Annotated in this window: 18 protein-coding genes and 1 tRNA gene; 18 read left to right on the top strand and 1 reads right to left on the bottom strand. The window is 70.2% G+C overall.

Annotated elements, in window-relative coordinates:
• Positions 1 to 26 precede the first annotated feature (26 nt).
• The 8 genes from ACBY01_RS05235 (at position 27) to ACBY01_RS05270 (ending at position 11,856) form a co-directional block, all read left to right on the top strand.
• A tRNA-Met gene (locus ACBY01_RS05235) sits at positions 27 to 103 on the top strand.
• A gap of 633 nt (positions 104 to 736) precedes the next feature.
• Positions 737 to 3,091: a TonB-dependent receptor gene (locus tag ACBY01_RS05240; protein ID WP_416459729.1), complete on the top strand. Its 2,355-nt coding sequence runs from the start codon at positions 737 to 739 to the stop codon at positions 3,089 to 3,091.
• An 11-nt stretch (positions 3,092 to 3,102) separates the two neighbouring features.
• Positions 3,103 to 4,740, top strand: coding sequence for an alkaline phosphatase D family protein (locus ACBY01_RS05245; protein ID WP_416459731.1), 1,638 nt, complete (start codon positions 3,103 to 3,105; stop codon positions 4,738 to 4,740).
• Positions 4,741 to 4,833: 93 nt separating this feature from the next.
• Positions 4,834 to 5,265 carry a DUF2809 domain-containing protein gene (locus tag ACBY01_RS05250; protein WP_416459732.1) on the top strand — a complete coding sequence of 144 codons (432 nt, stop codon included), beginning with the start codon at positions 4,834 to 4,836 and terminating at the stop codon, positions 5,263 to 5,265.
• Between the two features lie 124 nt (positions 5,266 to 5,389).
• Positions 5,390 to 8,209: a TonB-dependent receptor gene (locus ACBY01_RS05255; RefSeq protein WP_416459733.1), complete on the top strand. Its 2,820-nt coding sequence runs from the start codon at positions 5,390 to 5,392 to the stop codon at positions 8,207 to 8,209.
• Positions 8,209 to 9,612, top strand: coding sequence for a purple acid phosphatase family protein (locus tag ACBY01_RS05260; RefSeq protein WP_416459734.1), 1,404 nt, complete (start codon positions 8,209 to 8,211; stop codon positions 9,610 to 9,612). Before ACBY01_RS05255 ends, ACBY01_RS05260 begins: the two co-directional genes overlap by 1 nt.
• A gap of 10 nt (positions 9,613 to 9,622) precedes the next feature.
• Positions 9,623 to 10,675 carry a phytase gene (locus ACBY01_RS05265; protein ID WP_416459735.1) on the top strand — a complete coding sequence of 351 codons (1,053 nt, stop codon included), beginning with the start codon at positions 9,623 to 9,625 and terminating at the stop codon, positions 10,673 to 10,675.
• Between the two features lie 92 nt (positions 10,676 to 10,767).
• Positions 10,768 to 11,856, top strand: coding sequence for an AI-2E family transporter (locus ACBY01_RS05270; RefSeq protein WP_416459736.1), 1,089 nt, complete (start codon positions 10,768 to 10,770; stop codon positions 11,854 to 11,856).
• A gap of 16 nt (positions 11,857 to 11,872) precedes the next feature.
• Here ACBY01_RS05270 and ACBY01_RS05275 read toward each other — a convergent pair whose 3' ends face one another.
• Positions 11,873 to 13,000 (bottom strand): Gfo/Idh/MocA family protein, encoded by a 1,128-nt coding sequence (locus ACBY01_RS05275; RefSeq protein ID WP_416459823.1) that lies wholly within the window; start codon positions 12,998 to 13,000, stop codon positions 11,873 to 11,875.
• A 132-nt stretch (positions 13,001 to 13,132) separates the two neighbouring features.
• Here ACBY01_RS05275 and ACBY01_RS05280 point away from each other — a divergent pair, with 132 nt between their 5' ends.
• From ACBY01_RS05280 to ACBY01_RS05325, 10 genes are all read left to right on the top strand, one after another.
• Positions 13,133 to 13,522 carry a c-type cytochrome gene (locus ACBY01_RS05280; protein WP_416459737.1) on the top strand — a complete coding sequence of 130 codons (390 nt, stop codon included), beginning with the start codon at positions 13,133 to 13,135 and terminating at the stop codon, positions 13,520 to 13,522.
• Positions 13,523 to 13,566: 44 nt separating this feature from the next.
• The gene (locus ACBY01_RS05285; RefSeq protein ID WP_416459824.1) at positions 13,567 to 14,580 is read left to right on the top strand and encodes a sugar phosphate isomerase/epimerase family protein; all 1,014 of its coding nucleotides are present in this window, start codon (positions 13,567 to 13,569) and stop codon (positions 14,578 to 14,580) included.
• Positions 14,581 to 14,606: 26 nt separating this feature from the next.
• Complete coding sequence (locus tag ACBY01_RS05290; RefSeq protein ID WP_416459738.1) at positions 14,607 to 15,914, top strand: MFS transporter; 1,308 nt, start codon at positions 14,607 to 14,609, stop codon at positions 15,912 to 15,914.
• Complete coding sequence (locus ACBY01_RS05295) at positions 15,914 to 16,837, top strand: hydroxypyruvate isomerase family protein (protein ID WP_416459825.1); 924 nt, start codon at positions 15,914 to 15,916, stop codon at positions 16,835 to 16,837. The genes ACBY01_RS05290 and ACBY01_RS05295 overlap by 1 nt, the downstream gene beginning before the upstream one ends.
• Positions 16,834 to 17,421: a gluconate 2-dehydrogenase subunit 3 family protein gene (locus ACBY01_RS05300; RefSeq protein ID WP_416459739.1), complete on the top strand. Its 588-nt coding sequence runs from the start codon at positions 16,834 to 16,836 to the stop codon at positions 17,419 to 17,421. Before ACBY01_RS05295 ends, ACBY01_RS05300 begins: the two co-directional genes overlap by 4 nt.
• The gene (locus ACBY01_RS05305) at positions 17,418 to 18,257 is read left to right on the top strand and encodes a sugar phosphate isomerase/epimerase family protein (protein WP_416459740.1); all 840 of its coding nucleotides are present in this window, start codon (positions 17,418 to 17,420) and stop codon (positions 18,255 to 18,257) included. The genes ACBY01_RS05300 and ACBY01_RS05305 overlap by 4 nt, the downstream gene beginning before the upstream one ends.
• A gap of 10 nt (positions 18,258 to 18,267) precedes the next feature.
• Entirely contained in the window at positions 18,268 to 19,944 is a 1,677-nt protein-coding gene (locus ACBY01_RS05310; protein ID WP_416459741.1) for a GMC family oxidoreductase, read from the top strand.
• On the top strand, positions 19,944 to 21,347 hold the full coding sequence (locus ACBY01_RS05315) for a Gfo/Idh/MocA family protein (RefSeq protein ID WP_416459742.1): 1,404 nt from the start codon (positions 19,944 to 19,946) through the stop codon (positions 21,345 to 21,347). The genes ACBY01_RS05310 and ACBY01_RS05315 overlap by 1 nt, the downstream gene beginning before the upstream one ends.
• Entirely contained in the window at positions 21,344 to 22,099 is a 756-nt protein-coding gene (locus tag ACBY01_RS05320; RefSeq protein WP_416459743.1) for a 3-keto-disaccharide hydrolase, read from the top strand. Before ACBY01_RS05315 ends, ACBY01_RS05320 begins: the two co-directional genes overlap by 4 nt.
• Positions 22,100 to 22,397: 298 nt before the next feature.
• Complete coding sequence (locus ACBY01_RS05325; RefSeq protein ID WP_416459744.1) at positions 22,398 to 25,040, top strand: TonB-dependent receptor; 2,643 nt, start codon at positions 22,398 to 22,400, stop codon at positions 25,038 to 25,040.
• Position 25,041 lies beyond the last annotated feature (1 nt).

The following is a 25,041-nucleotide window of genomic DNA, read 5'->3' on the forward strand; positions in this document are numbered from 1 at the left end:
CCCATTCACAACCCTCAACTCCTCGGCGCGGGGTGGAGCAGCCCGGTAGCTCGTCAGGCTCATAACCTGAAGGTCACAGGTTCAAATCCTGTCCCCGCAACCATACACACAACGCCCTCGCCAGCCAACGCTCGCGAGGGCGTTTTGCGTTCTGGCTACGCGTCTTCTGCGCGCCGACCCATCTCAAGACGGCGCCGACTTCGAAGTGCCACGTTGCGTGGACTTCACCGCGCTCGCCCTGAGCGTCAGGATTATCCCGTCGATGAGGCTGCAGGTGACGTCTGTTGCCTCGCCTTCGTTCTCGGGCGGTTCCGGAAGTCCGCCAAGCGCTCGCCCTTCGTACCCAGGTGCAGATCCGCAGCCCGCGGCTGACCAGGACCGCCAACGGCGTGGCGGCAACTTCCCAGCCGACTTACCTCTGCGACCACCCAGCCTCCTCCGCCGCCACCAGACTCGCGGACTCTGAACAGCCGCATCCCCGGAAGCGTCGAGTCCGTTGCGATTCCGATGCCTCCAGCCTGATCCTTAGCGACTGGCTATCGCCCGAAGACGGCAAACGCCTCGCGATCGTTGCTGCCGCCGCAGAAGCGACGTCGTTCCCTCGTCCCGCGCCGGCCCTCCGGCCTTGCACGCTCGCGCTACGAAAAACGTTTCTTTCTCCGAACCGTCACGATTTTGCCGTGCACGCTTCACAGCTCTGGTCCAGCAGCCCCGCAGCATTTCGGGGGAACCATGCATGATTGACCGGCACCTATTCGCGACCCTGCTCGCCACCACGGCGTTCGGCGTGCCGGTCCAGGCGCAGACCGCGATCGAGGATCGCGCCGCGGCGCCGGAGGGCGAGGAGATCTTCGTCACCGCGCAGAAGATCGAGCAGCGCGCGGTCGATGTTCCGATCACCATCTCGGCGCTCACCGGCGAGCGCATGGCCGAGATCGGCGTCGGCGATCTCGACGAACTGTCCAACTACGTCCCCGGCCTCAACATCCAGGAGCAGAGCGCTAACAATCCCGGCATCGTCATCCGCGGCATCACCTCGGACTCGGGGTCGTCGCAGCAGGGGCCGCGCGTCACCCTCTACTACAACGGCGTCGACATCTCGCGGTCGCGCGGATCGTACCAGGCGATCTACGACCTCGACCGGGTCGAGGTCATCAAAGGGCCGCAGGCGACGCTGTTCGGCACCGCCTCCGCGGTCGGCGCGATCAGCCTCACCTCGGCGCGTCCGCAGCCCGGCGTCTCGGGCGCGCTGACCGGCGGCTACGGCAACTACGACGCCCAACTCGTCTCGGGCTTCGTCAACGCCGGCTCGGACGTGCTTGCCGGCCGCGTTGCGTTCGAGTGGCGCAAGCGCGACGGTTATGTCGAGAATCTGGCGCCCGACCAGGACGATCTCTACGCGCAGGACCAGCTCGGCGTCCGCGCGTCGCTGCGCTATACGCCGAGCGACGCGCTCACCATCGACCTGATCGGCACCTACGATCGCCAGCGCAACAGCGGGACGCCGTTCGTCTCGCGCGCGCTCCCGACCGAGGGCGGTCCCGGCGATCCGTTCGGCAAGGCGCATCTCGGCGGCTCGCCGCTGTCCGAGGCGGTCCTGAGCGACGCGGAGCTCGGGCTCCACCGCGACGTTCACGACGTCAACCTGACGGCGGCCTACGACTTCGCCCCCGGCCTCACCTTCACCACCGTCAACGGCTATCGCGCGTTCGACAGCCGCGAGGTGTTCGACGCTGACGGCTCGGCGGCCTGGTATCTGGAGTTCGCCGAAATCGCCAAGGGATGGCAGGCGAGCCACGAGGGCCGCTTCTCCTACGGCGATCCGCATTGGCGCGCCGCGTTCGGGTGGAACGTGTTCGTCGAGGACAATCGCCAGACGGTGCCCTTCTCGTCGGAGGAGGGCACGTTCATCCAGTGCCTGACGCGCGCGGTGCCGAACCTCGGCTGCATCGACGCCGCGGGCGTGGTGACCGCCGCCCGGGCGACCGCGCTGGTCACGGGCGGTGCGCTCGCGCAGATCCCCTATCGCTCGGTGTACGAGAACCAGGGTCGCAACGACAGCTACTCGGTGTTCGCCGACGCGACCTGGATCCCGACGCCGTCGCTCGAACTCACCGCCGGGGCGCGGGTGCTGATCGAGACGCGGCGTTCGGGCTATCGTGCCGAGGTGCCCCGCCCGCTGCTGCCGACGCTGCTCCCCCCGGCGCTGCGCGCGCCGCTGCTCGCCGCGCTTCCCAGCCTCGTGCTGTCGCTGATCCCGGGTCAGGTCGATACCGGCGGCCGCACCTTCACGGCGGAGGACAGCTTCGCCGCGGTGCTGCCGCGCGTCAACGCGCTCTACCGGCTGAGCGATCGGATCAACGTCTTCGCCACCATTTCCAAGGGCCGCCGATCGCCGGTGGTGCAGCTCAACGCCGCGCGCGTCGGCGGCGTGCCGGCCGCCAACCTCCAGCCCGTGCCCGAGGAGACGGTGTGGAACTATGAAGTCGGGCTGAAGGGCAGCGCCGGTATCGTTTCCGGCGCGCTCGGCGTCTATTATCAGAAGTACGACGGCTTCCAGGTCAGCGTGCAGCAGCCCGACGGGACAAGCCGCACCGAGAGCGCCGGCACCGCCAGCAACCTGGGTGTCGAGGCCGAGCTGTCGGTGCGCCCGACCGAGTGGCTCAACCTGTTCGGCAATCTCGGCTATATCGACGGCGGCATCGACGCGAACGATGGCTTCGCCTCGGCCTATTCGGGGGCCCGCTTCCGCCTCCAGCCCGAATGGCAGGCGGCCGCCGGCTTCACCATCGATGCGCCGCTGGGCGGCGGCACCCGCGTGTTCGCGACGCCGAGCGTCACCTACCGCAGCCGCATCTTCTTCGAAGTGCCCAACAGCCGCGCGATCTCGCAGGGACCGGTGACGCTGGTCAACGCCCGCGCCGGGGTGAGCTTCCGCGACAAGGGCTTCGAGATTGCCGGCTTCGTTCGCAACGCCACCGACGAGCGCTATCTGCTCGACGCGGGCAACACCGGCGGCGGCTTCGGCATTCCCACCTTCATCCCGGCCGAGCCGCGCTTCTACGGCGCGCAGCTCACCGCGCGCTTCTGAGGACAGCAGACATGGCGATCAATCGACGCGGCGCGCTGGCGCTGATCGGCAGCGGCGCGGCACTGGGCGTACCGGGCGCGGGGATGGGCGCGGCCGCCACATCCGCGGGTTTCCGGCACGGCGTGGCGAGCGGCGACCCGGCGGCCGACGGCGCGGTGCTGTGGACCCGGGTCACGCCTGACGCGGACGAGAACGGCGACATCCCCGTGACCTGGCACGTCGCCGCCGCGGCGGACGGCACGCCGCTCGCCTCCGGCCGGACGAGCGCGCGCGCCGCCGCCGACCACACGGTCAAGGTCGAGGCGATCCGGCTCGAGCCCGGACGCGACTATTGGTACTGGTTCGCGCTGGCGAACGGCGACCGCTCGCCGGTCGGGCGCTTCCGCACGCTGCCGGTGGGCGCGGTCGAGGCGCTGGTGCTCGCGGTGGCATCGTGCCAGCTCTATCCGGGCGGGCTGTTCAACGCCTATGCCGACATGGCCGCGCTGCCGCGGCTCGACGCGGTGCTCCACCTCGGCGACTATATCTACGAGTACGGCGCCGACGGCTATGGCGCGGAGATCGGACGCACGCTCGGCCGGCTGCCGGACCCGCCGCACGAGATCGTCACGCTCGCCGACTATCGCCGCCGCCATGCCCAGGTGAAGGCCGACCCCGACCTGCAGGCCGCGCACGCCCGCGCCGCCTTCGTCTGCGTGTGGGACGATCACGAAGTCGCCAACGACGGCTGGATCGGCGGCGCCGAGAACCACGATCCTGCCACCGAGGGCGACTGGAAGGCGCGCAAGGCCGCGGCGATGCAGGCCTATTTCGAATGGATGCCGATCCGCGACCCCCGGCGCGGCCGGCCGTGGGAGGCGATCAACCGCAGTTTCGAGTTCGGCGACCTCGCGACGCTGGCGATGGTCGAGACCCGGCTGCTCGCCCGCTCGCGCCAGGCCGAGGTCAAGGGCGGCACGCCGGGCCCGGAGGACTATGCCGCAGTGATGGCCGAGCGGGCGCGGCCGGACCGCGAGATGCTGGGGGCGGAGCAGCAGCGCTGGCTGGAAGGCGTGCTCGCCGCGTCGGTGAAGGCCGACAAGCCGTGGCAGCTGCTCGGCAACCAGGTGGTGATGGCGCGCGTCGCGGGGCCGGACCTCCGCGCCTTCGCGCCGCGCATCGCCCAGCTGCCGCCCGCCTATCGCGACCGGCTCCAGCAGGCGGTCGCCGGCTTTGCGGCCGGGCTGCCGTTCAACTTCGATGCGTGGGACGGCTACCCGGCGGCGCGCGAGCGGCTCTATGCGGCGTTCCGGCGCGCCGGCGCGAAGCCGATCGTGCTGGCCGGCGACAGCCACGCCGCCTGGGCCAACGACCTGTACGACGCGGCCGGGACGCTGGTGGCGTCCGAGTTCGGCTGCACCGCGATCACCAGCCCGTCCTACGGCGCGCTGCTGCCCGGCGTCGGCACGGCGATCGCCGACGCCAACCGCGAGGTCGCCTTCTGCGACCAGGACCGCAAGGGCTACACGCTGCTGACGCTGACCCCCACGGCGGCGACGGCGGAGTTCGTCACCGTCTCGACGATCCTCGCCAAGCCGTTCGACCGCGCGACCGCCGCGACCTATCGCGCGGCGCCGGGCAAGGAACGGGCGCCCCTGCAGCGGGTGTGAGCGTCGGGGTCCCGGCAAACGCCTTGCTTTCTGCATCGCATCTTCATGTCGGGATGGCAGAAGGGGGGCATGGAGACACGATCCTCGCCGGCCTTGGCACCTGCGTCCCGAGCCCGTCCGCGGCGGCGCGCCCTGTTCACCTTCCGCTCGGGCTATGCCGGCCTCGCGCTGCTGGTGTTCGCGACGGAGGCGGCGATCGCGCTGTGGGTGCGCGACCGCATCGTTCGTCCCTATGCCGGCGACAGCCTGGCGGTCGTACTGGTCTATCTCGTGCTGCGCGCGTCGACGCGCCTGTCGGTGGGGGCGGCCACGGCCGCGGCGCTTGCGATCGCCTGCGCGATCGAAGGGGCGCAGCGCTTCCACTTCGTCCGGCTGCTCGGACTGGACGCCTATCCGGTCGCGCGGGTGGTGCTCGGCACCGGCTATGATCCCCACGACTTCCTCGCCTATGGCGCCGGCGGCATCCTGATCCTGCTGGTCGAGACGCTGCGCGCGCGTCGGCCGGCGCGAAACGCCACGAGCTAGGTCGGTCCCGGCCTTCATATGCGCAGCGACGCCGCCGGCGCTGTCGCAAAAGCGTAACCGCCGCGTCGCGAAGCTGAAACCAAAACCCGTCACCCGCCGCCCGAGCGAGTGAAGGGGGATTTCGATGATCATCGCGCGGATGCGGGCGCAGCTGATGCTGGGCGCGGCGGTTCTGGCGGCGCCGGTTGCGGCCTCCGCCGGCCAGGTCGTCGGCACGGTGTCCGACGCGAGCGGCACGCGCGCGCTGCCGAGCGCCGAGGTGGTGCTGGTCGAGCTCGGCCGCCGGGTCGAGGCGGACGACAACGGCCGCTACCGCTTCACCGACGTGCCCGCGGGCCGCTACACGCTGCGCGTGCGCTACACCGGCGCGGATCCGGTCGAGACGCCGATCACCGTCGACGCGAGCGGCGACCTTACCCAGGACGTGGTGGTCGGCGATCCCGAGGAGGGCACGATCCTCGTCACCGGCCAGCGCGCCAATCTGGCCAGCGCCCTCAGCCGCCAGCGCGGCGCCGACGGCGTCGAGAGCGTGTTGACCCGCGACTCGATCGGCCAGTTCCCCGACCAGAACGTCGCCGAATCGGTCCGTCGCGCGCCCGGCGTCAACGTCCTCAACGACCAGGGCGAGGGCCGCTTCATCGCGGTGCGCGGCCTCGACCCCAGCCTCAACGCCGCCTCGCTCAACGGCGTGCGCGTGCCCGCGCCCGAGGCGGATACCCGCTCGGTCGCGCTCGACGTGGTCGCGTCCGAGCTGATCGAATCGATCGAGATCAAGAAGTCGCTGACCCCCGACATGGACGCCGACACGATCGGCGCCTCGGTCGAGATCAACACCACCAGCGCGTTCGATCGCAAAAAGGACCTGCTCGCCGGGTCGATCGAGGGATCGTACAACGACTATTCGGGCAAGGTGACGCCCAAGGGCAGCGTCGATTTCTCGAAGAAGCTCGCCGACAATTTCGGCATCGCCGGCGGCGCCTCCTATTACCTGCGCAAGTTCGAGACCGACAACGTCGAGATGGACGGCTGGAGCGAGGACGGCTTCGCCGACACGGTCGAATATCGCGACTACGACGTGCGGCGCCTGCGCACCGGCGGATCGCTGACGCTCGACTGGCAGCCGAGCGAGTCCACCCGGCTCTATGCGCGGGGCATCTACAACCGCTTCTCCGACCAGGAGGATCGCCGCCGGCTGATCTTCGAGCTGAGCGACGCGCTGACCGGCACCACCGCGACCGGCGCGACCTTCCGCAGCGACGACAACGAGGACAGCCAGATCCGCGTCGAGCGCGACCTGAAGGACCGGTTCGAAAAGCAGGTCATCCAGTCCTATACGCTGGGCGGCGAGACCAACGTCGGCCCGTGGCGGCTGCAATATTCGGGCGCCTATTCGCGCGCGTCGGAGCTGGAGAACGGCTCGATCGATCCGATCGTGTTCCGCCGCGATTTCGAGCAGGGCGACGACCTCAGCGTCGGCTTCGACTATTCGAATTACCTCCGCCCGCGCTTCACCGTCGGCGGCGGCGATGCGGCGCGGTTCGAGGACGCGAGCGAATACGGCTTCGACAGCTTCGACCGTACGACGCTGAGCCGCGCGACCGATCGCGAATGGACCTTCCGCGGCGACGTCACCCGCAGCTTCCCGCTCGAAACCGGCACGTTCGAGGTGCAGGCCGGCGGCAAGGCGCGGCTGCGGCGCAAGGCCTACGACCTGGACGTCGACAGCTTCGACGGGTTCGACGGCGACTTCACCCTGGCCGACGTACTCGGCGAGCAGACCTACCGGCTGGCCGATCTGGGGCCGCTGGTCGCGAAGAAGGGCGAGCGCGGGTTCCTGTCGGACAATCTCGCCGGCTTCGAGCGCAACGATCTGGGCTCGGACTTCGATTCCGTAGCAGAGGATTTCTCGGTCGATGAGGACATCTACGCGGGCTATCTGCTCGGCCGCTATCAGGCGGGGCCGCTGCGCGCGATCGCCGGCGTGCGCATGGAGCACACCCGGAACGACATCCGCGCGAACACCGTCACGCTGAACGAGGATGGCGACGAGGGCGAGCAGCTGGTCGTCGCCCCCAACGCCTTCCGCCGCAGCTACACCGACTGGCTGCCGAGCGCGCTGGTCCGCTACGAGGCGACCAGCGACCTCGTGCTGCGGCTGGGCGTGTTCAAGAGCCTGGTGCGGCCGGGGATCGGCCAGCTCGCCCCGCGCTTTGCGATCGAGCGCGACGGCGACGATCTGGAGGGCGCGTTCGGCAACCCCGACCTCAAGCCCTATCGCGCGTGGAATCTGGATGCCGGCGCCGAATGGTATTTCGCCAAGTCGAGCGTGCTGCAGGCGGGCGTCTTCTACAAGCGCATCGACGACTACATCACCACCATCACCTTCGAGGGCGACGACGCGCCGTACGAGGGCATCTACCGCGGCATCGCCTTCACCGAGGCGGATATCCCGCTCAACACCGGCAAGGCGACGATCCGCGGCGTCGAACTCGGCTATTCGCAGGCCTATACGATGCTGCCCGCGCCGTTCGACGGGCTGCTGACCAACCTCAACTACACCTTCACCGACGCCGACGGGCAGACCTTCGACGAGGATGCCGGGATGCGCGACATCCCGCTGCCGGCCTCGTCGCGGCACACGTTCAACGCGGTGCTCGGCTACGAGAAGGGGCCGATCAGCGTGCGGCTGGCCGGCACCTATCGCGACAAATATCTCGACGAGGTCAGTGCGAACGCCGAGGAGGACCGCTACGTCCGCAACCATTTCCAGCTCGACGCCAGCGCGCGGGTGCGGGTGTCGTCGAACCTGCAGCTGTTCGGCGAGTGGGTGAACATCAACAATGCCAAGTATGTCGCCTATCAGCGCGGCCCCGGATCGCGCCGGCTGCTCCAGTATGAGGAATATGGCCCGACGGTGAAGTTCGGCCTGCGGGCGAACTTCTGATGCGGCGGGTCCTACTGGCCGCGCTGCTGCTCTCGGCGCCGGCGGCGGCGGACTCTGCGCCGCAGAGCGCTCCCCTGCCGGTGCCGCGATCGCCGGGCACGCCCTATGCGGCGAAGTCGCTGCCCGACCGCATCGTGCTGACCGCCGCCGCCGATCCGGCGCGCGGCATGGCGGTGGCGTTCCGCACCGACCGCGCCCAGGCGACCGCCGAGGCGGAGATCGCCGTCGCGGTGGACGGCCCGACGCTGGAGCGGCAGGCGCGGCGAGTCACCGGCACCACCCGCCCGATCGACAGCGCCAACGGCCCGGCCAACTATCACCAGCTGCGCTTCACCGGGCTGCAGCCCGGCCAGGTCTACGCCTATCGCGTGAAGGGGAGCGCGGGGTGGAGCGAGTGGCTTCAGTTCCGCACCGCCGCCGATCGCTTCCGCCCGTTCCGCTTCCTCTATCTGGGGGACACGCAGAACGGCATCCTGACCTATGCCGCGCGCGTGATCCGGCAGGGGCTCGCCGCCGGACAGATCGCGCTCACCGTCCACGCCGGCGATCTGGTGGCGCAGCGCGACGACCTGGACCATGACGACGAATGGGGCGAATGGACCCAGGCGGGCGGCTACAATTACGCGCAGGTCCCGCAGCTGCCGGCGACCGGCAATCACGAATATGTCGACGTGGCGCTGCCCGACGGGCGCGAGAGCCGGCGGCTGGGGCCGTACTGGCCGCTCCAGTTCGCGCTGCCGGGCAACGGCGTCGCGCCGGTCAAGGCGACCACCTATTTCGTCGACTATCAGGGGGTGCGCTTCGTCGTGCTCGACGGTACGGCCGCGCTCGATCTCGGCGCGCTCGACGCGCAGACCCAATGGCTCGACGCGACGCTGGCGGCGAGCAAGGCGCGCTGGAACGTGGTGCTGTTCCACCAGCCGATCTTCACCTGCGCGCGGCCGCAGGACACCGAGGAACTGAAGGCGGCGTGGAAGCCGGTGTTCGACCGCCGGCGCGTCGACCTGGTGCTCCAGGGGCACGACCATTGCTACAGCCGGCTGACCGCCGAGGCCGGGCGCGACGCCGGCCGCGCCGCGCGCGCCGGCGGGGCGACGCAGGGGCCGGTCTATCTGGTGTCGGTGACGGGATCGAAGATGTACGGCCTCAACGACCGCGCCCGCACCCAGCCCGACCGCACCGCCGAGGCGACCGAGCTCTACCAGATCGTCGATGTCGAGGCCGACCGGCTGAAGTTCCGCACCTATACCGCCAGCGGCCGGATCTACGACGGGTTCGACCTGGAACGGGGCGCGGACGGGCGCAACCGGCTGCGCGAGATCGCCGAGCCGCTGCCGCCGGTACGGACCTGCACCGGCGCGACCGGTCCCGATGGCGGCGCCTGCGTCGCGCGCGGCAAATAGGAAGATGACGATGACGCGTTCGATCCTCTGCACCCTGCCGCTGCTCGCGCTGGCCGCCTGCGCGACGCCCCATGCCGCGGTGCCGACCACCCCGGCGGCGAGCGTCCAGGCGCGTGGCGAGACCGAGCCGGTCGGCACCGGCAATGCCGACGCCGCCGACGACCCCGCGATCTGGCGCAACCCGGCCGACTCGGCCGCCAGCCTGATCGTCGCGACCGACAAGAAGGCGGGCCTCTACGTCTACGGCCTCGACGGCCGCCGCCGCGACTATCGCGTCGCGGGCCGGCTCAACAACGTCGACCTGCGCGACGGCGTCGCCATCGCGGGCACGACCGGCGTGCTGGTCGCCGCCTCCGACCGCAGCGACGTCGCCCAGGCGCGCATCGCACTGTTCCGGCTCGACACGCGTGGCGGCACGCTCCAGCCGCTGGGTGCGGTGCCGGCCGGCGCCGGCGAGGCGTACGGCATGTGCCTGGGGATGGTCGCGGGGAAACCCTATGGCTTCGTGGTGCACAAGGACGGCACGATCGTGCAGGTCGCGCTGGACGTGGCGGGCGCGGCGCCGGGCGGCAGCATCGTCCGGCGGATGAAGCTCGCCACCCAATCGGAGGGCTGCGTGGTCGACGACCGCACCGGCACGCTCTACGTCGCCGAGGAGGATGTCGGCATCTGGCGGTTCGATGCCGCGCCCGATGCTCCGGTCACGCCGGCCGCGGTCGTTAGGGTCGACGGGCGGACGCTGGTCGCCGACGTCGAGGGGCTGGCGATTGCGGCGACCGGCCGCGACGGCGGCTATCTCGTCGCCTCCAGCCAGGGCGACAACGCCTATTCGCTCTACCGCCTGCCCGACGGCGGCTATGCCGGGCGCTTCCGCATCGTCGCCGGCCGCGTCGGTGCGACCAGCGAGACCGACGGCATCGAGGTCGCGACCGGCGACTTCGGCCCCGGCTTCCCCGGCGGGCTGATGGTCGCGCAGGACGGCGACAACGCGCCGGCGGCGCAGAACTTCAAGCTGATCGCCTGGGAAGACGCGCTGCGGGCGGTCGCAGCCGACGCGCAATAGGCTCTTCCGGGAGCCATCGACCCGACCGAGCGTTTCACCGCCGCAACGACGCCGCGCGACCCGTGCGGCGCCTTCGGGGGACTACGGCGGGCATGACGCGCTTCAGACAGCGGATCGAGCGGGGCGGGCTGGTGCTCTTCCTGGCGCTGATCACGATCGGCCTCCTGCTGATCGTATCGGGGTTCATCGGCGCGCTGCTGTGGGCGGCGCTGGCGGCGCTGCTGTTCCAGCCGCTGTTCCAGCGCATGCTCGCGCGCTGGCCCGGCCGCCGCAACACGGCCGCCGCGGTGACGCTGCTCGTCATCACCGTCGCGGTGGTGATCCCGGCGCTGATCGTCGCCAGCCTCGTCGTCGAGCAGGCGGCCGGCGTCTACAACCAGATCCGCACCGGCCAGGTCGATTTCCGCCACTATTTCCAGCAGGTCCACGACGCGCTGCCGATCCGGCTCCAGAACGTGATCGACCGCTCGGGGTTCGACAGTTTCGAACAGGCCCAATCCCGCATCGCGCAGGCGCTCAGCAGCAGCGCGAGCATGCTGGCGAGCCGCGCCTTCTCGATCGGTGCCGATGCGGCGGCGTTCCTGCTGGTGTTCGGCGTTGGTCTCTACGTGACCTTCTTCCTGTTGCGCGACGGCGAGCGGATCGGCCCCGCCGTGGTGCGTGCGCTGCCGCTCGAGCCTTCGGTCGCAGACGAACTCGCCGAGCGCTTCGTCAGCGTCGTGCGCGCGACGATCAAGGGATCGGGCGTGGTCGCGCTGGCGCAGGGCGCGCTGGGGGCGATCACCTTCTGGATCGTCGGGCTGCCCGCGGCGCTGTTGTGGGGCGTGCTGATGGCGATCGCCGCGCTGCTGCCCGCGATCGGACCCGCGATCGTGTGGGGACCGGTCGCGATCTACCTGCTCGCCACCGGTGCGATCTGGCAGGCGGTGGTGGTGATCGTCTCGGGCGTGCTGGTGATCGGGCTGGCCGACAACATCCTGCGCCCGATCCTGGTCGGGCGCGATGCCGGCATCCCCGACTGGCTGGTGCTGGTCACCACGCTGGGCGGCATCAACCTGATCGGGCTGAGCGGCATCGTCATCGGCCCGCTCGCCGCCGCGCTGTTCCTCACCGGCTGGCGCATCCTGACCGAGCAGCGGCTGGGCGCCGACGCGGCCCAGCCCGTCGACACCGAAGGCTGAGCGGCAGGCAGACCGCTCAGTCGGTCGCCCTCAGCGGCGTCCATTTTTGCTCGCCGGCGGCGTTGCGGACGGCCGCGTCGACGAAGGCCATCGTGCGCAGCCCGTCGGTGAGGCCTGGGTAGCGCGGCTCGGCATCGTCGCGGACGCTGCGGCCGAACGCGCGATAGAGGTTGGCGAAGGCCTCGAGATAGCCCTCCGGATGCCCGGCGGGGAGGCGGAGCAGCGCCGCGGCTTCGGCGCTCAGCCCCGGGCCGCCGGCGCGGACGGTCTCCGCCGGGCGGTCGAGCCAGCGCAGCGTCAGTGTGTCGGGCGCCATCTGCGCCCACTCGAGCCCGCCCTCGCTGCCGTGGATGCGCAGCCGCAGGCCGTTCTCCTCGCCCGCCGCGACCTGGCTCGCGCGCAGGCTGCCGCGCGCGCCGCCGCCGAAGCGCAGCAGCGCGGCGACGTCGTCGTCGAGCCGGCGGCCGGGGACGTGGGTGGTGAGTTCGACGCTGACCGCCTCCACCTGCAGGCCCGAGACATGCTCGGCGAGGTGGAAGGCGTGGGTGCCGATGTCGCCCAGGCAACCGCCCGATCCGGCACGGGCGGGATCGGTGCGCCACGATGCCTGGCGGTCGCCCTCCGCATCGATCGGGCGGCTCAGCCAGCCCTGGAGATATTCCACCTCGATCCGGCGGATCGTGCCGAGGTCGCCGCGCTGCACGCGCTGGCGTGCCTCCTCGACCATCGCATAGCCGGCGTAGGTGAAGGCGAGGCCGTAGCGGCGGCCGCTGCGGCGCACCGCCTCGGCGATCGCCTGCGCTTCCGCGAGCGTCGCCGCCATCGGCTTTTCGGAGAAGACGTCGAAGCCGGCGTCGAGCGCGGCGATCGCGGCGGACGCGTGGAGGTGGTTGGGGGTGACGATCGCCAGCGCCTGCATCCGTGCGTCGGCCGGCAGCGCGCGTTCGCCGGCGAGCAGCGCGTCGACATCGTCGTAGACGCGGGCCGGGTCGAGCCCGACCGCGTCGCCGGTCCGGCGGTTGCGCGCGGCGTCGCTGCTGAACGCGCCGCATACCAGCGCCGTCTCGCCGTCGATCGCTGCCGCCATCCGGTGCACGGGCCCGATGAACGCGCCCTCGCCGCCGCCGACCATGCCGTATCGCATCCGCATCCTCCCGCTATCGCGCCGGTTCTTGCCAGCTTCTGTCCCGATTGGGCAGATTCCCTTTGCAATAATAACGCAAAAAGATATCCATAATAGCAAGCAGAGCGGATGAACCGCCGTGGAGAGGTATAGATGACAGGCAGAATCGGCCTGCTGTTGATCGCGACCGCCGCGACGATGGTGTTGGCGGGAACGCAGCTGTCGGCGCAGCAGAGCGCACCGGCGGCCGGTGCCCAGGTGTTCGCGACCTGCCGCGCGTGCCACACGCTCGGCAAGGGGCAGCGCAGCGGGCTCGGCCCCAATCTCAACGGCCTGTTCGGCCGGCAGGCGGCGAGCCTCCCCGGCTACAACTACAGCCCGGCGCTCAAGAAGTCGGGCATCCGCTGGGACGACAAGAGCCTCGACACCTTCCTCGCCGCGCCGACCAAGCAGGTTCCGGGCACGCGGATGGTGGTTCGGGTCGACGATCCCAAGAAGCGCGCGGCGCTGATCGCCTATCTGAAAGCCGAGACCGCGAAGTGACGGGCGACGGCCTGCGCGGGCCGGGCGTGTTCCTGGCCCAGTTCATGGGCGATGCCGCGCCGTTCGACACGCTCGCCAACGCGGCTCGCTGGATGGCCGAGGCCGGCTATCGCGGCGTGCAGATCCCGACCTGGGACGCGCGCTGCATCGACCTGCGGCTGGCGGCGGAGAGCCAGGACTATTGCGACGAACTCGCCGGCACCTGCCGCGAGGCCGGGGTCGAGATCACCGAGTTGTCGACGCATCTCCAGGGGCAGCTGGTCGCGGTCCATCCCGCCTACGACACCGCCTTCGACGCGTTCGCGCCGGCCGGGCTGCGCGGCAAGCCTGCCGAGCGGCAGCGCTGGGCGGTCGAGCAGCTGCGGCTCGGGGCCCGCGCGAGCCGGCGGCTGGGGCTGCGCGCGCAGGCGGCCTTCTCGGGCGCGCTCGCCTGGCCGTTCCTCTATCCGTGGCCGCAGCGTCCGGCCGGGCTGGTCGAGGAGGCGTTCGCCGAGCTCGCGCGCCGCTGGCGGCCGATCCTCGACGGCTTCGAGGAGGAGGGCATCGACCTCTGCTTCGAGCTGCATCCGGGCGAGGACCTGCACGACGGCGTGACCTTCGAACGCTTCCTGGCCGCGGTCGACGACCATCCCCGCGTCAACATCCTCTACGATCCGAGCCATTTCGTGCTGCAGGCGATGGACTATCTGCAGTTCCTCGACCTCTATCGCGACCGCATCCGCATGTTCCACGTCAAGGATGCCGAGTTCAACCCGACCGGGCGCGCGGGCGTCTACGGCGGGTTCCAGGACTGGGTCGACCGGCCGGGCCGCTTCCGTTCGCTGGGCGACGGGCAGGTCGATTTCGGCGCGGTGTTCTCCAAGCTCACGCAATACGGCTACGACGGCTGGGCGGTGCTCGAATGGGAGTGCTGCCTCAAGCACCCCGAGGACGGCGCGCGTGAAGGGGCCCCCTTCATCGCCGCACACATGATCCGGCGCCCGGAGCGCGCCTTCGACGATTTCGCGGGCGGCGGCGATCCCGACGCCAATCGGCAGTTGCTGGGGCTGACGCGCTAGGCGGCACAACAGGGGGGAGAGCGCGGATGATCGAGCGGACGATACACCGGGGGCGGCTGTTCTGGCTGGGGGTGCTCGCGCTGTTCACCGCCGCGACCAGCGCCGCGCTGCGCGCCGCGATCGCGAGCAGCCTGAAGGCGCAGTGGATCGACCCGATCGCGCCGGTCGAGGCGGGCGAGCTGATCGGTGCGGCGCTGGGCTCGGCCTTTCTGGGCTTCGCGGTGACGGTGTTCGTGACCAGCGCGGTGCTCGACCAGATCGGCATGCGGCGGATGCTGCTGGGCTGCGGACTGTGCTTCCTGGCCGGGACGCTGCTGGTCGTCGGCGCCGGAAGCCTCGCGAGCGGGATGGGTGTCTATCACCTCGTCTGGGCGGGGATGCTGCTGAGCGGGATCGGCTGGGGCCTGGCCGAGGCGACGATCAACCCGCTGACCGCGCGCCTCTATCCCGAGGACACCACCCATCGCCTCAACGTCCTCCACGCCTGGTATCCCGGGGGGCTGATCGTCGGCGGGCTGCTGGGCGTGTTCCTGGCGGACGCGCTGCCGTGGCAGGCGATCCTGGCACTGGTGCTGGTGCCCGCCGCCGGCGTGGTGCTGCTCGCCGCGACCACCGCCTTTCCCGCGCCGCAGCCGGTGGGCGGGAACGAGCCGAGCTTCCGCGAGACGATCGTCGAGGTGTTCCGCCGGCCGAGCTTCTTCCTGTGGTTCGGAGCAATGTTCCTTACCGCCTCGTCCGAGCTGGCGCCGGGGCAGTGGATCGACGTCGCGCTGTCCAACCGCGTCGGCATGCGCGGCATCCTGCTGCTGGTCTACGTCAGTGCGCTGATGTTCGTGTTCCGCCACTTCGCGGGTAGGCTGGCGGGCAAGCTGTCGAACCCCGGGCTGCTGTGGATCTCCAGCCTGCTCGCCGGCATCGGGCTGTTCCTGCTGTCGCGCGCGCAGTCGCCGGTGGCGGCGATTCTCGCCTCCACCGTCTGGGGGCTGGGGGTGTGCGCGATGTGGCCGACGATGCTCGCCTCGGTCGCCGAACGCTATCCGCGCGGCGGCGCCTGGGCGATGGGGCTGGTCGGATCGGCCGGCGCGCTCGCGAGCTTCTTCGTGCTGCCGCGGCTGGGCGCGATGTTCGACCAGGCCAAGGTCGAGCTCGCCGGCGGCGCGCAGGCGTTCGAGCGGCTGAGCGGCCCGGCGCTGCGCGCGGTCGAGGATGCCGCGGCGTCGATCTCGTTCGCACGGCTGACCGTGTTCCCGATCATCCTGCTGGTGGTGTTCGGCGGCATCTGGCTCGCCGAGCGCCGCGGCACCCGCCGGGTGCTGGCGGAGGGACGCGCGTGATGGTGTCGCGCCGCACCGTGCTCGGCACCGCCGCCGCCGCCGGCCTCACCGCGACGCTGGCCGGCGCGCAGCCGCGGGCCGCTACCCCGCGCTTCCTGCTCGACTACGCGCCGCACGAGGGCAGCTTCGCCAGCCGCGGCGGGCTGCTCGAACAGGTCGCCTATGCTGCCGATCAGGGGTTCCGCGCCTGGGAGGGCAACGAGGCGACGGCGCGGCCCGTCGCCGAACAGGTCGCGCTCGGTAACGAACTGCGCCGTCGCGGCATGCGGATGGGCGTGTTCGTCGCAAGCATGCCGCGCTGGGCGCAGTCGCGACCGCTGTTGGGCGGCAACGACGAGGCCGACCGCGACGGCTTCCTCGCCGACATCCGGGGCTCGATCGAGGTCGCCAAGCGGTTGGATGCCAAGTGGATGACGGTGGTGACCGGCTTCACCGATCCGCGGCTGCCGATCGACCTCCAGACCGCGCGCGTCGTCGACGCGATGCGCCGCGCGGCCGAGATCGTCGCGCCGCACGGGCTGGTGCTGGTGATGGAGCCGCTCAACACGCTGGTGAACCATCCCGGTGCCTTTATGCGCACCGTCACCCAGGGCTATGCCGTCGCGCGGGCGGTCGACAGCCCGGCGGTCAAGGTGCTCGCCGACCTCTATCACGAGCAGATTCAGGCGGGGAACCTGATCCGCACGCTCGAGACCTGCTGGGACGAGATCGGCTATATCCAGTTCGGCGACAATCCCGGGCGAAACGAGCCGCGCACCGGCGAGATCAACTACGCCAACATCGTCCGCTGGCTGCACGAGCGCCGCTACGCTGGCGTGATCGGCATGGAACACGGCAATTCGGCGAAGGGCCGCGCGGGCGAGGAGCGGCTGGTCGCCGCCTATCGCGCGATCGACCGCGCCGCGACGGGAGAGGGACTATGATCGACCGCAGAGAGGCGGTGGCGGGCATCGTCGCGATGTTCGGCACCGCGCTGTTCGCGCCGCTCGCGCGCGCGGCGGGCGTGGCGCAGGTGGCGCCGGCGGGGATCGCCGGCACCGTTCCCGAGATCAGCGGCGGCGCACCGACCGCGCGCGTCTTCACTCCCGCGCAGGCGGCGCTGGTGCGCACGCTGTCCGAACGCGTGCTGCCGACCACCGACACCCCCGGCGCGATCGCCGCCGGCGTGCCCGAGTTCATCGAGAAGCTGCTCGCGGACTGGTCCTACCCCAAGGAGCGGGTGCCGATCCTCGCCGGGCTCGACGCGATCGAGGCGCGCAGCCTGGCCGACCATCGCGTGCCGACGGCGCAGGCGACGCCGGCGCAGCTCGACGCGCTGCTGACGCTGGCGATGGACGACAAACTGCCGGGCGGCGCGGCCTTCTTCGAGCCGTTCCGGCAGATGGTGATCGCGGGCTATTTCACGTCCGAGATCGGCATCACCCAGGAGCGCGAATATCTGCCGGTGCCGGGCGAGTACGACGGCGCCTATCCCTATGCCAAGGTCAGCAAGGTGTTCTCGTCATGATCGATCGTCGCACCTTCGTCGTCGGCGCGGCGGCGCTGCTCGCCATGCCCGCCGTGCCCGCCTTCGCGCGCCGCGCCGCCGCGGTGCGGCCGATCGGGCTCCAGCTCTACACGCTGCGCACGCTGTTCGCGGCCGATCCGGTCGCCACGCTCGAGCAGGTCGCGCGGATCGGCTACCGCGAGGTCGAATATGGCGGCGGCGGCTACGAGGCGATGGACCCGGCCGAACTGCGCCGCACGATGGACCGGGTGGGGCTGCGCGCGCCGGCGGTGCACCTGGGCTATGAGGCGCTGAGCGAGCGGTTCGACCGGTCGGTGGCGATGGCCAAGACGCTGGGCGCCGACACGGTGGTGCTCCCCTATGCCGAGGATCGCTATCGCACCGAGGAGGGCTGGCGCGCGCTGGTCGCGGGGATGAACCGCATCGCCGCCCGGCTGGCCGACCAGGGGCTGGGGTTCGCCTATCACAACCATGATTTCGAGTTCACCACCCGGCCGGGCGGGATCAGCCTCTACGACCGGCTGATCCGCGATGCCGATCCGAAGCTGGTGCGGTTCGAACTCGACCTGTTCTGGGCGATCGAGGCGGGGCAGGACCCGCTGGCGCTGATCCGGCGGCTGGCGGGGAGGATTTATTCCTACCACGTCAAGGATCGCACCGCGGCCGGCAAGATGACCAGCGTCGGCGCCGGCACGGTCGACTTCGCCGGCATCTTCCGCCTCAACGCCCAGGCGGGCGTGCGCCACTTCTTCGTCGAGAACGACGAGGCGCCGGCACCCTATCTGCCCGACGTCACCGCCAGCTACACCCATCTCAGCCGCCTGCTCGGGCGTTAGGAGACCCCCCATGGCAGCAACCGACCGCTTCGACGCGATCGTCATCGGCTCCGGCATCAGCGGCGGGTTCGCCGCCAAGGAACTGACCGAGAAGGGGCTGCGCGTGCTGATGCTCGACCGCGGCCACATGGTCGAGCATGGCGAGTACCCCTACGACGGCAAGCCCGCCTTCGATATCCCGGCGCGCGACATGATGCCGGCGCCGCTGGTCGACAGCGACTATTTCATCGCCACCCACGGCTATGTCGCGCCGGGCACCCAGAGCTACTACAACAACGATCGCCTCAACCCCTATGCCTTTGACGAGGGGGAGAAGTTCTACTGGATCCGCCCGGCGGCGGTCGGCGGCAAGTCGCTGATCTGGGGCCGCTGGTGCTTCCGCTGGAGCCCGGCCGATTTCGAGGCGAACCAGCGCGAGGGCATCGGCGGCGACTGGCCGATCCGCTACGACGACGTCGCGCCGTGGTACGACTATGTCGAGGACTATATCGGCGTGTCGGGCGGCCGCGAGAACCTGGCGCACCTGCCCGACAGCCGCTTCCTCCCGCCGATGCCGATGAACGTCGCGGAGAAGTGGATGAAGGGGCGGCTGGAGTCGGCCTATCCCGACCGCAAGCTGATCAACGCGCGGCTGAGCAATATCACCGAGGACAAGCCCGACCAGAACCGCACCCGCTGCCAGAAGCGCAACCAGTGCGGCCGCGGCTGCTCGTTCGGCGCCTATTTCTCGACCCAGGCGGTGACGCTGCCCGCCGCACGCGCGACCGGCCGTCTGACGCTGCGCTCGGACGCGGTGGTGACCAACCTGGAATATGATGCGGGCCGCAAGCGCGTGACCGGCGTCCGCGTGGTGGATGCCAAGACCGGCCAGGCGGAAGTCATCCCGGCGAGGCTGGTGTTCCTCTGCGCCTCGGCGATGGCGTCGACGCAGATCCTGATGAACTCGCGCGACGCGCGCGGGCGCAGCCATTTCGACCGCAGCGGCACCCTCGGCCGCTACGTCATGGACCATATCTTCCGCGTCAACATCAGCGGCGAGATCCCGGGGATGACCGAGTTCATCGAATACGGCCGGCGGCCGGGCGGGGTCTATATCCCGCGCTTCCGCAACGTCGGCCGCGACGACGGGCTCGGCTTCCGCCGCGGCTACGGCTATCAGGGCAGCGCCTATCGCAGCCCCGCGCCGCCGCAGGGGTTCGGCGCGGCGATGAAGCACGGCATGCGGCGCTATGCCGGCTGGCGCTTCGGCATGGGCGCGTTCGGCGAATCTTTGCCCTACGAGGACAACCGCGTCTCGCTCCATCCGGACAAGGTCGACCGCTTCGGGGTGCCGCTGATGCGCTTCGACGTCACCTTCCGCGACAACGAGATGCGGATGATGGCCGACGCGCGCACCGAGGGCGAGGCGATGCTGCGCGCCGCCGGGCTGGTCAACGTCACCAGCGAGCGGCGCGAGCATGTGCCGGGCGATGCGATCCACGAGATGGGCGGCGCGCGCATGGGCGCAGACCCGCGTGCCTCTGTGCTCAACAAATGGGGGCAGGCGCACGATGCCGCCAACCTGTTCGTCACCGACGGCGCGCAGATGGCGTCGATCTCGTGCATCAACCCTTCGCTGACCTTCATGGCGCTGACCGCGCGCGCGGCGGACCATGCGGTGAAGCAGCGTACGGCGGGAGCGATCTGATGAGGCACGGACTCACCCGGCGCGGCTGGCTGGGCGGCGCGGCCGCGGCGGCGACGCTGGCGCTTCCCGGTGTCGCGCAGGCGCGGCGGCTGGCACCCAGCGACCGCGTCAACCTGGCGGTGATCGGCGCGGGCGGCATGGGCGCCGCCAACATGTTGCGGCTGATCAGCCAGAACATCGTCGCCGCCGCCGACGTCGATTTCGACCATGTCGCCAAGTCGTTCGTCGACGGCAAGGGCGCGGCCGTGGTCGAGCGCGCGCCGCTGCGCGCCGCCTATGATCGCGCGACTCGCCATGCCGATTATCGCCGGATGTTCGATCGCCACCGCGATCTCGACGCGGTGGTGATCGCGACGCCCGACCACCACCACGCGCTCGCCGCCAAGATGGCGATGGAGCGCGGGCTCCACGTCTACGTCCAGAAGCCGCTGACCTACACCATCGCCGAGGGGCGGATGCTCGGCGACCTCGCCCGCCGCAATCCCGAGCTGGTGACGCAGATGGGCAACCAAGGCCACTCGGGGCACGACGGCCGCCGCGTGGTCGAGCTGCTGCGCGGCGGCGCGATCGGGCGCGTGCGCGAGGTCCATGCCTGGACCAATCGCCCGGTGTGGCCGCAGGGCGTCGCCCGTCCGCAGCCGGTCGCCAAGCCCGCCAGCCTCGACTGGGACGTGTGGCTGGGGCCGGCATCGGTCGACTGGGGCTATCACCCCGATTACGCCCACTTCAACTGGCGCGGCTGGGTGCCGTTCGGCACCGGCGCGCTGGGCGACATGGGCGCGCATCTGCTCGACTTCCCGGTTTGGGCGCTCACGCCGGGGCTGCCGACGCGGGTCGAGGCGCGCCATTCGCTGTGGGGCGGCGACACCGACGTGTGGGACGGGCTGCCGCCCGCCGAGCTCGGCAGCTATCCGCTCGCCAGCACGACCTATTTCGAATTCGGCAAGGCGCCGGGCGGCCCGCTGCGGCTGACCTGGTACGACGGCGGGCTGATGCCGCCGACGCCGCGCGAGCTGCCGGCCGGCGCGCGGATGAGCGCCGAGGGCGGCGTGCTCTATGTGGGAGACAAGGGGATGCTGATGCACGACACCTATGGCGAGAAGCCGGTGCTGTTCGGCGCCGGTGCCGCCGAGCGCGGCGCCGCCGTCCCGCAGACGCTGCCGCGGGTCGCGGGCGGCCGCGACGGGCACGAGATGAACTGGATCGCGGCGATCCGCGGCGAGGCGCCCGCCTCCTCGCCCTTCGCCGAGGCGGTGCCGCTCAACGAGACGATGCTGCTCGGCATGGTGGCGCTGCGCGCGGGGCAGCCGATCGACTTCGACGGCGCCTCGGGCCGGGTGACCAACGTGCCGGACGCGAACCGCTTCCTCCAGCGCGACTATCGCGCGGGGTGGACGCTGTGAAGACGCTCGCCCTCGCCGCCGCCGCGCTTCTCGCCATGCAGAACGGTGCCAAGCCCGAAGATACCGAGGTGTGGACCCCCGAGGTGCCGGTGGTGACGCCGGGACCGCACGCCCCGGTACCGCCGCCCTCCGACGCGATCGTCCTGTTCGACGGACGCGACCTGTCGCAATGGGCGACCGTCAAGGACGGCTCGCCGGCGCGCTGGACGGTGGCCGACGGCGTCGTCACGGTCGCCAAGGGCACCGGCAACATCCAGACCCGCCGCAGCTTCGGCAGCTACCAGTTGCACCTCGAATGGCGCATCCCGGCCGGCATCACCGGCGAGGGCCAGGCGCGCGGCAACAGCGGGCTGTTCCTCGCGTCGCTCGGCAAGGGGGACGAGGGCTACGAACTCCAGATCCTCGACAGCTACCGCAACCGGACCTACGCCAACGGCCAGGTCGGCAGCATCTACAAGCAGTTCTCGCCGCTCGCGAACCCCTCTCGCAAGCCTGGGGAATGGCAGAGCTACGACATCCTCTGGACCGCGCCGACGTTCGATGCGTCGGGCACGCTGACCCGCCCTGCGGCGGTGACGGTGCTGATGAACGGCGTGGTGGTGCAGGACCATACGGTGCTCAAAGGTCCGACGCTCTACATCGGCCAGCCCAAGTACACGCCGCACGGCCGCGCCCCGATCAAGCTGCAGGACCATGGCGATCCCAGCGCGCCGATCAGCTTCCGCAACATCTGGCTGCGAGAACTGTCGTAGGACCAATGATGATCCAATGATCATACCAAGTCTTCGGAAGACTAAATAAACAAACTTGTTTTGCGATCTCATAAAAATAAGATATGTCCCATGAAACCGTGCGCATGACGCGGAACCTGGGAGAGAGCCTGTGCTGGATGGCGTTTCGATCATTGCTTTGTCGGTAGCGGCTGCTTCGGCAGCCGTGCCCCCTGCATCTCCTTCTAATCTCGGCTATATTCAGACGTCATCGGTAGAGTCTGCGCAGGACGGGTCCCTGACGGCGCCGGTTCCCGGCGCGCCCGCCGACAGCCCGACCTTGCCCGACCCGCAGCAGGCGCCCGCGCAGAGCGACGGCGACATCGTGGTGACCGGTCTTCGCCGCAGCGTTCAGGGTGCCCAGGCGCTCAAGCGCGACTCCGACCAGATCCTCGACGCGGTCGTCGCAGAGGACATCGGCAAGCTCCCCGACAACAACGCCGCCGAGGCGCTGGCGCGGATCACCGGCGTGCAGGTCTCGCGCTCGCAGGACGAGGCCAATGGCGTGTCGGTGCGCGGCCTGCCCGACGTCACCACCACCTTCAACGGCCGCGAACTCTACACCGCCGAAGGCCGCCAGGTTGCGTTCCAGGACTTCCCCGCCGCCTCGCTGGCCGGGATCGAGGTGTACAAGTCGACCACCGCCGACCTGGTCGAGGGCGGCATCGCCGGCCTCGTCAACGTGCGCTCGCGCCGGCCGTTCGACTTCGACGGGTTCGAGATCGCCGGCTCGATCCGCGGCATCTACGGGGACCAGGCGCGCAAATATGATCCGCAGGGCAGCCTGCTCATCACCGACCGGTTCGAGACCGGGATCGGCGAGATCGGCGCGCTCCTCAACGTATCCTATACCCAGACCAACTATCTGACCTCCGCGCGCTGGGACAGCGGCCGGATCGTCGCGCCGGCCGAAGACCAGCCGGTCACCACCCCCGGCGTCGGCCGCGACTTCCAGTTCCCGGAATCGGTCGGCATCTTCTACAATCGCGGCAAGCGATGGCGCCCGTCGGTCAACGGCACGATCCAGTGGCGCCCGGCCGACAACGTCGAGCTCTATGTCGAGGGGCTGTATCAGGGCTATCGCGGGCGCGAGAGCAACGACGAACTCGCGCTGCGGCTGGAGGGCGGCACCCCGACGCTGAGCAACGTCGTGCTCGACGAGGACGACCCGCAGAAGGTCAAGAGCCTCACCATCTCCAACGGTCAGGGATCGATCGGCACCGACCTGTTCCGCGGCGTGCCGCACAGCACCACCAACACCTACCAGTTCGCCGGCGGCGGCAGCATCGAGTTCGAGCATGCCAAGCTGTCGACCGACCTCGCCTACACCGACACCCATAATTATTTCACCGACTACGGCTTCGACTTCGCGGCGCGCGAGCCCGCGACCGCCGACATCGAGTTCGACATCGATCGCGACTATGGCGGCGTCGAGTACAGCCTGCCCGGCTTCGACCTCGGCGATCCGAACAACTACGTCATCCGCGGCATCTTCGACCGGCGGCGCGACGGCCGCGGTTCGGGCTGGCAGTGGCGGACGGACCTGGAGCTCGACTACGACCTGGGGCTGATCGACAAGCTCCAGTTCGGCACGCGCTTCACCACCCGCAAGAGCAGCTTCGCCGACGGCACCCGCTACGCCAACATCCGCGCCCAGCGCGTCTCGATCCTCGACGCGCCGATCGGGGCGGGCGGGCTGATCGTGCCCGGGTTCCGCGGCAGCGATGCCCAGCCGACGCGGCAATGGTATGCGCCCAAGGCCAGCGACATCTTCGGCAACATCGAGGCGCTTCGCCGCTTCGCGCAGGAGCGGCTGCGGATCAGCAACCTCGGCAACGCGGACCAGCAGCCGGAGATCTGGGACCCGGCGCTGCCGACCTACACCACCCAGTTCCAGGCCGACGAGAAGTCCTACGCCGCCTACGGCCAGCTGCACTATGCGTTCGACGTGGGCGGCATCGCGATCGACGGCATCGTCGGCGCGCGTATCGTCAACACGACGATCCGTACCACCGGCCAGGGGCTCGCCGACGGCGTCCCCAACACGACCGACGACCGCAAGAACTATGTCGACGTGCTGCCCAACGCGAGCCTGCGCGCGAAGCTGACCGAGCGGCTGCAGTTCCGCGCCTCCGCCACCGAGACGCGAACCCGACCGACCTTCGGCCAGACCAACCCCGCCTTCGTGGTGACGCGCGACGCCGTGAACCTGGGCGACTACAACGCGAGCAGCGGCAACATCGATCTCTCGCCGATCCAGTCGAAGAACTACGACGCCTCGCTCGAATGGTATTTCAGCCGGACGGGATCGCTGACCGGCGCGATCTTCCGCCGCGACCTCGAAGGCTTCATCAGCAGCTATACGACGCTGCAGAACGTGCCCGGCTTCGGCGAAATCCGCGTCACCCGCCCCGAGAATGCGGGCAAGGGCCGGATCCAGGGCGCCGAAGTCGCCTTCACCACCTTCTTCGATTTCCTGCCGGGCTGGCTGAGCGGGTTCGGCACCCAGCTCAACGCCACCTACCTCGACGGCAAGCAGGCGCTGCCGACGGTGCTGGGCGAGGAGGGCCGCATGGTGCGCGTGCCGAACACGTCCAAATGGACGTACAACGCCAACCTCCTGTTCGAGAAGGGGCCGGTGTCGGCGCGCCTCGCCTACAACTACCGCACCGACTGGGCGAACTTCTACAACAACACCGAGATGGAGGATGCCGTCGCGGGCGAGTTCACCCGCGCGACCGAGCGGCTCGACTTCTCCGCCTCGGTGACGCCGGTCGAGTATCTCACCATCACCTTCGACGCGACCAACCTGACCGGTGCGCCCTTCCAGAACGTGCGCAACTTCACCGAGACGCAGAGCTACCCGCGCGACATCCGGTACGAGGCGCGGACCTTCTCGCTCGGTGCCCGCTTCCGCTTCTGAT

Source organism: Sphingomonas mangrovi (assembly GCF_047975845.1).
In the GTDB taxonomy this organism is placed as follows: Bacteria; Pseudomonadota; Alphaproteobacteria; order Sphingomonadales; family Sphingomonadaceae; genus Sphingomonas.

Bases quoted from the DNA above. Each gene is read 5' to 3' on its own strand.
- ACBY01_RS05290 (WP_416459738.1), top strand. From the start codon at position 14,607: ATGATCGAGCGGACGATACACCGGGGGCGGCTGTTCTGGCTGGGGGTG.
- ACBY01_RS05275 (WP_416459823.1), bottom strand. From the start codon at position 13,000: ATGCGATACGGCATGGTCGGCGGCGGCGAGGGCGCGTTCATCGGGCCC.
- ACBY01_RS05285 (WP_416459824.1), top strand. From the start codon at position 13,567: ATGGGCGATGCCGCGCCGTTCGACACGCTCGCCAACGCGGCTCGCTGG.
- ACBY01_RS05310 (WP_416459741.1), top strand. From the start codon at position 18,268: ATGGCAGCAACCGACCGCTTCGACGCGATCGTCATCGGCTCCGGCATC.
- ACBY01_RS05295 (WP_416459825.1), top strand. From the start codon at position 15,914: ATGGTGTCGCGCCGCACCGTGCTCGGCACCGCCGCCGCCGCCGGCCTC.
- ACBY01_RS05300 (WP_416459739.1), top strand. From the start codon at position 16,834: ATGATCGACCGCAGAGAGGCGGTGGCGGGCATCGTCGCGATGTTCGGC.
- ACBY01_RS05270 (WP_416459736.1), top strand. From the start codon at position 10,768: ATGACGCGCTTCAGACAGCGGATCGAGCGGGGCGGGCTGGTGCTCTTC.
- ACBY01_RS05245 (WP_416459731.1), top strand. From the start codon at position 3,103: ATGGCGATCAATCGACGCGGCGCGCTGGCGCTGATCGGCAGCGGCGCG.
- ACBY01_RS05315 (WP_416459742.1), top strand. From the start codon at position 19,944: ATGAGGCACGGACTCACCCGGCGCGGCTGGCTGGGCGGCGCGGCCGCG.
- ACBY01_RS05265 (WP_416459735.1), top strand. From the start codon at position 9,623: ATGACGCGTTCGATCCTCTGCACCCTGCCGCTGCTCGCGCTGGCCGCC.
- ACBY01_RS05255 (WP_416459733.1), top strand. From the start codon at position 5,390: ATGATCATCGCGCGGATGCGGGCGCAGCTGATGCTGGGCGCGGCGGTT.
- ACBY01_RS05280 (WP_416459737.1), top strand. From the start codon at position 13,133: ATGACAGGCAGAATCGGCCTGCTGTTGATCGCGACCGCCGCGACGATG.
- ACBY01_RS05240 (WP_416459729.1), top strand. From the start codon at position 737: ATGATTGACCGGCACCTATTCGCGACCCTGCTCGCCACCACGGCGTTC.
- ACBY01_RS05305 (WP_416459740.1), top strand. From the start codon at position 17,418: ATGATCGATCGTCGCACCTTCGTCGTCGGCGCGGCGGCGCTGCTCGCC.
- ACBY01_RS05260 (WP_416459734.1), top strand. From the start codon at position 8,209: ATGCGGCGGGTCCTACTGGCCGCGCTGCTGCTCTCGGCGCCGGCGGCG.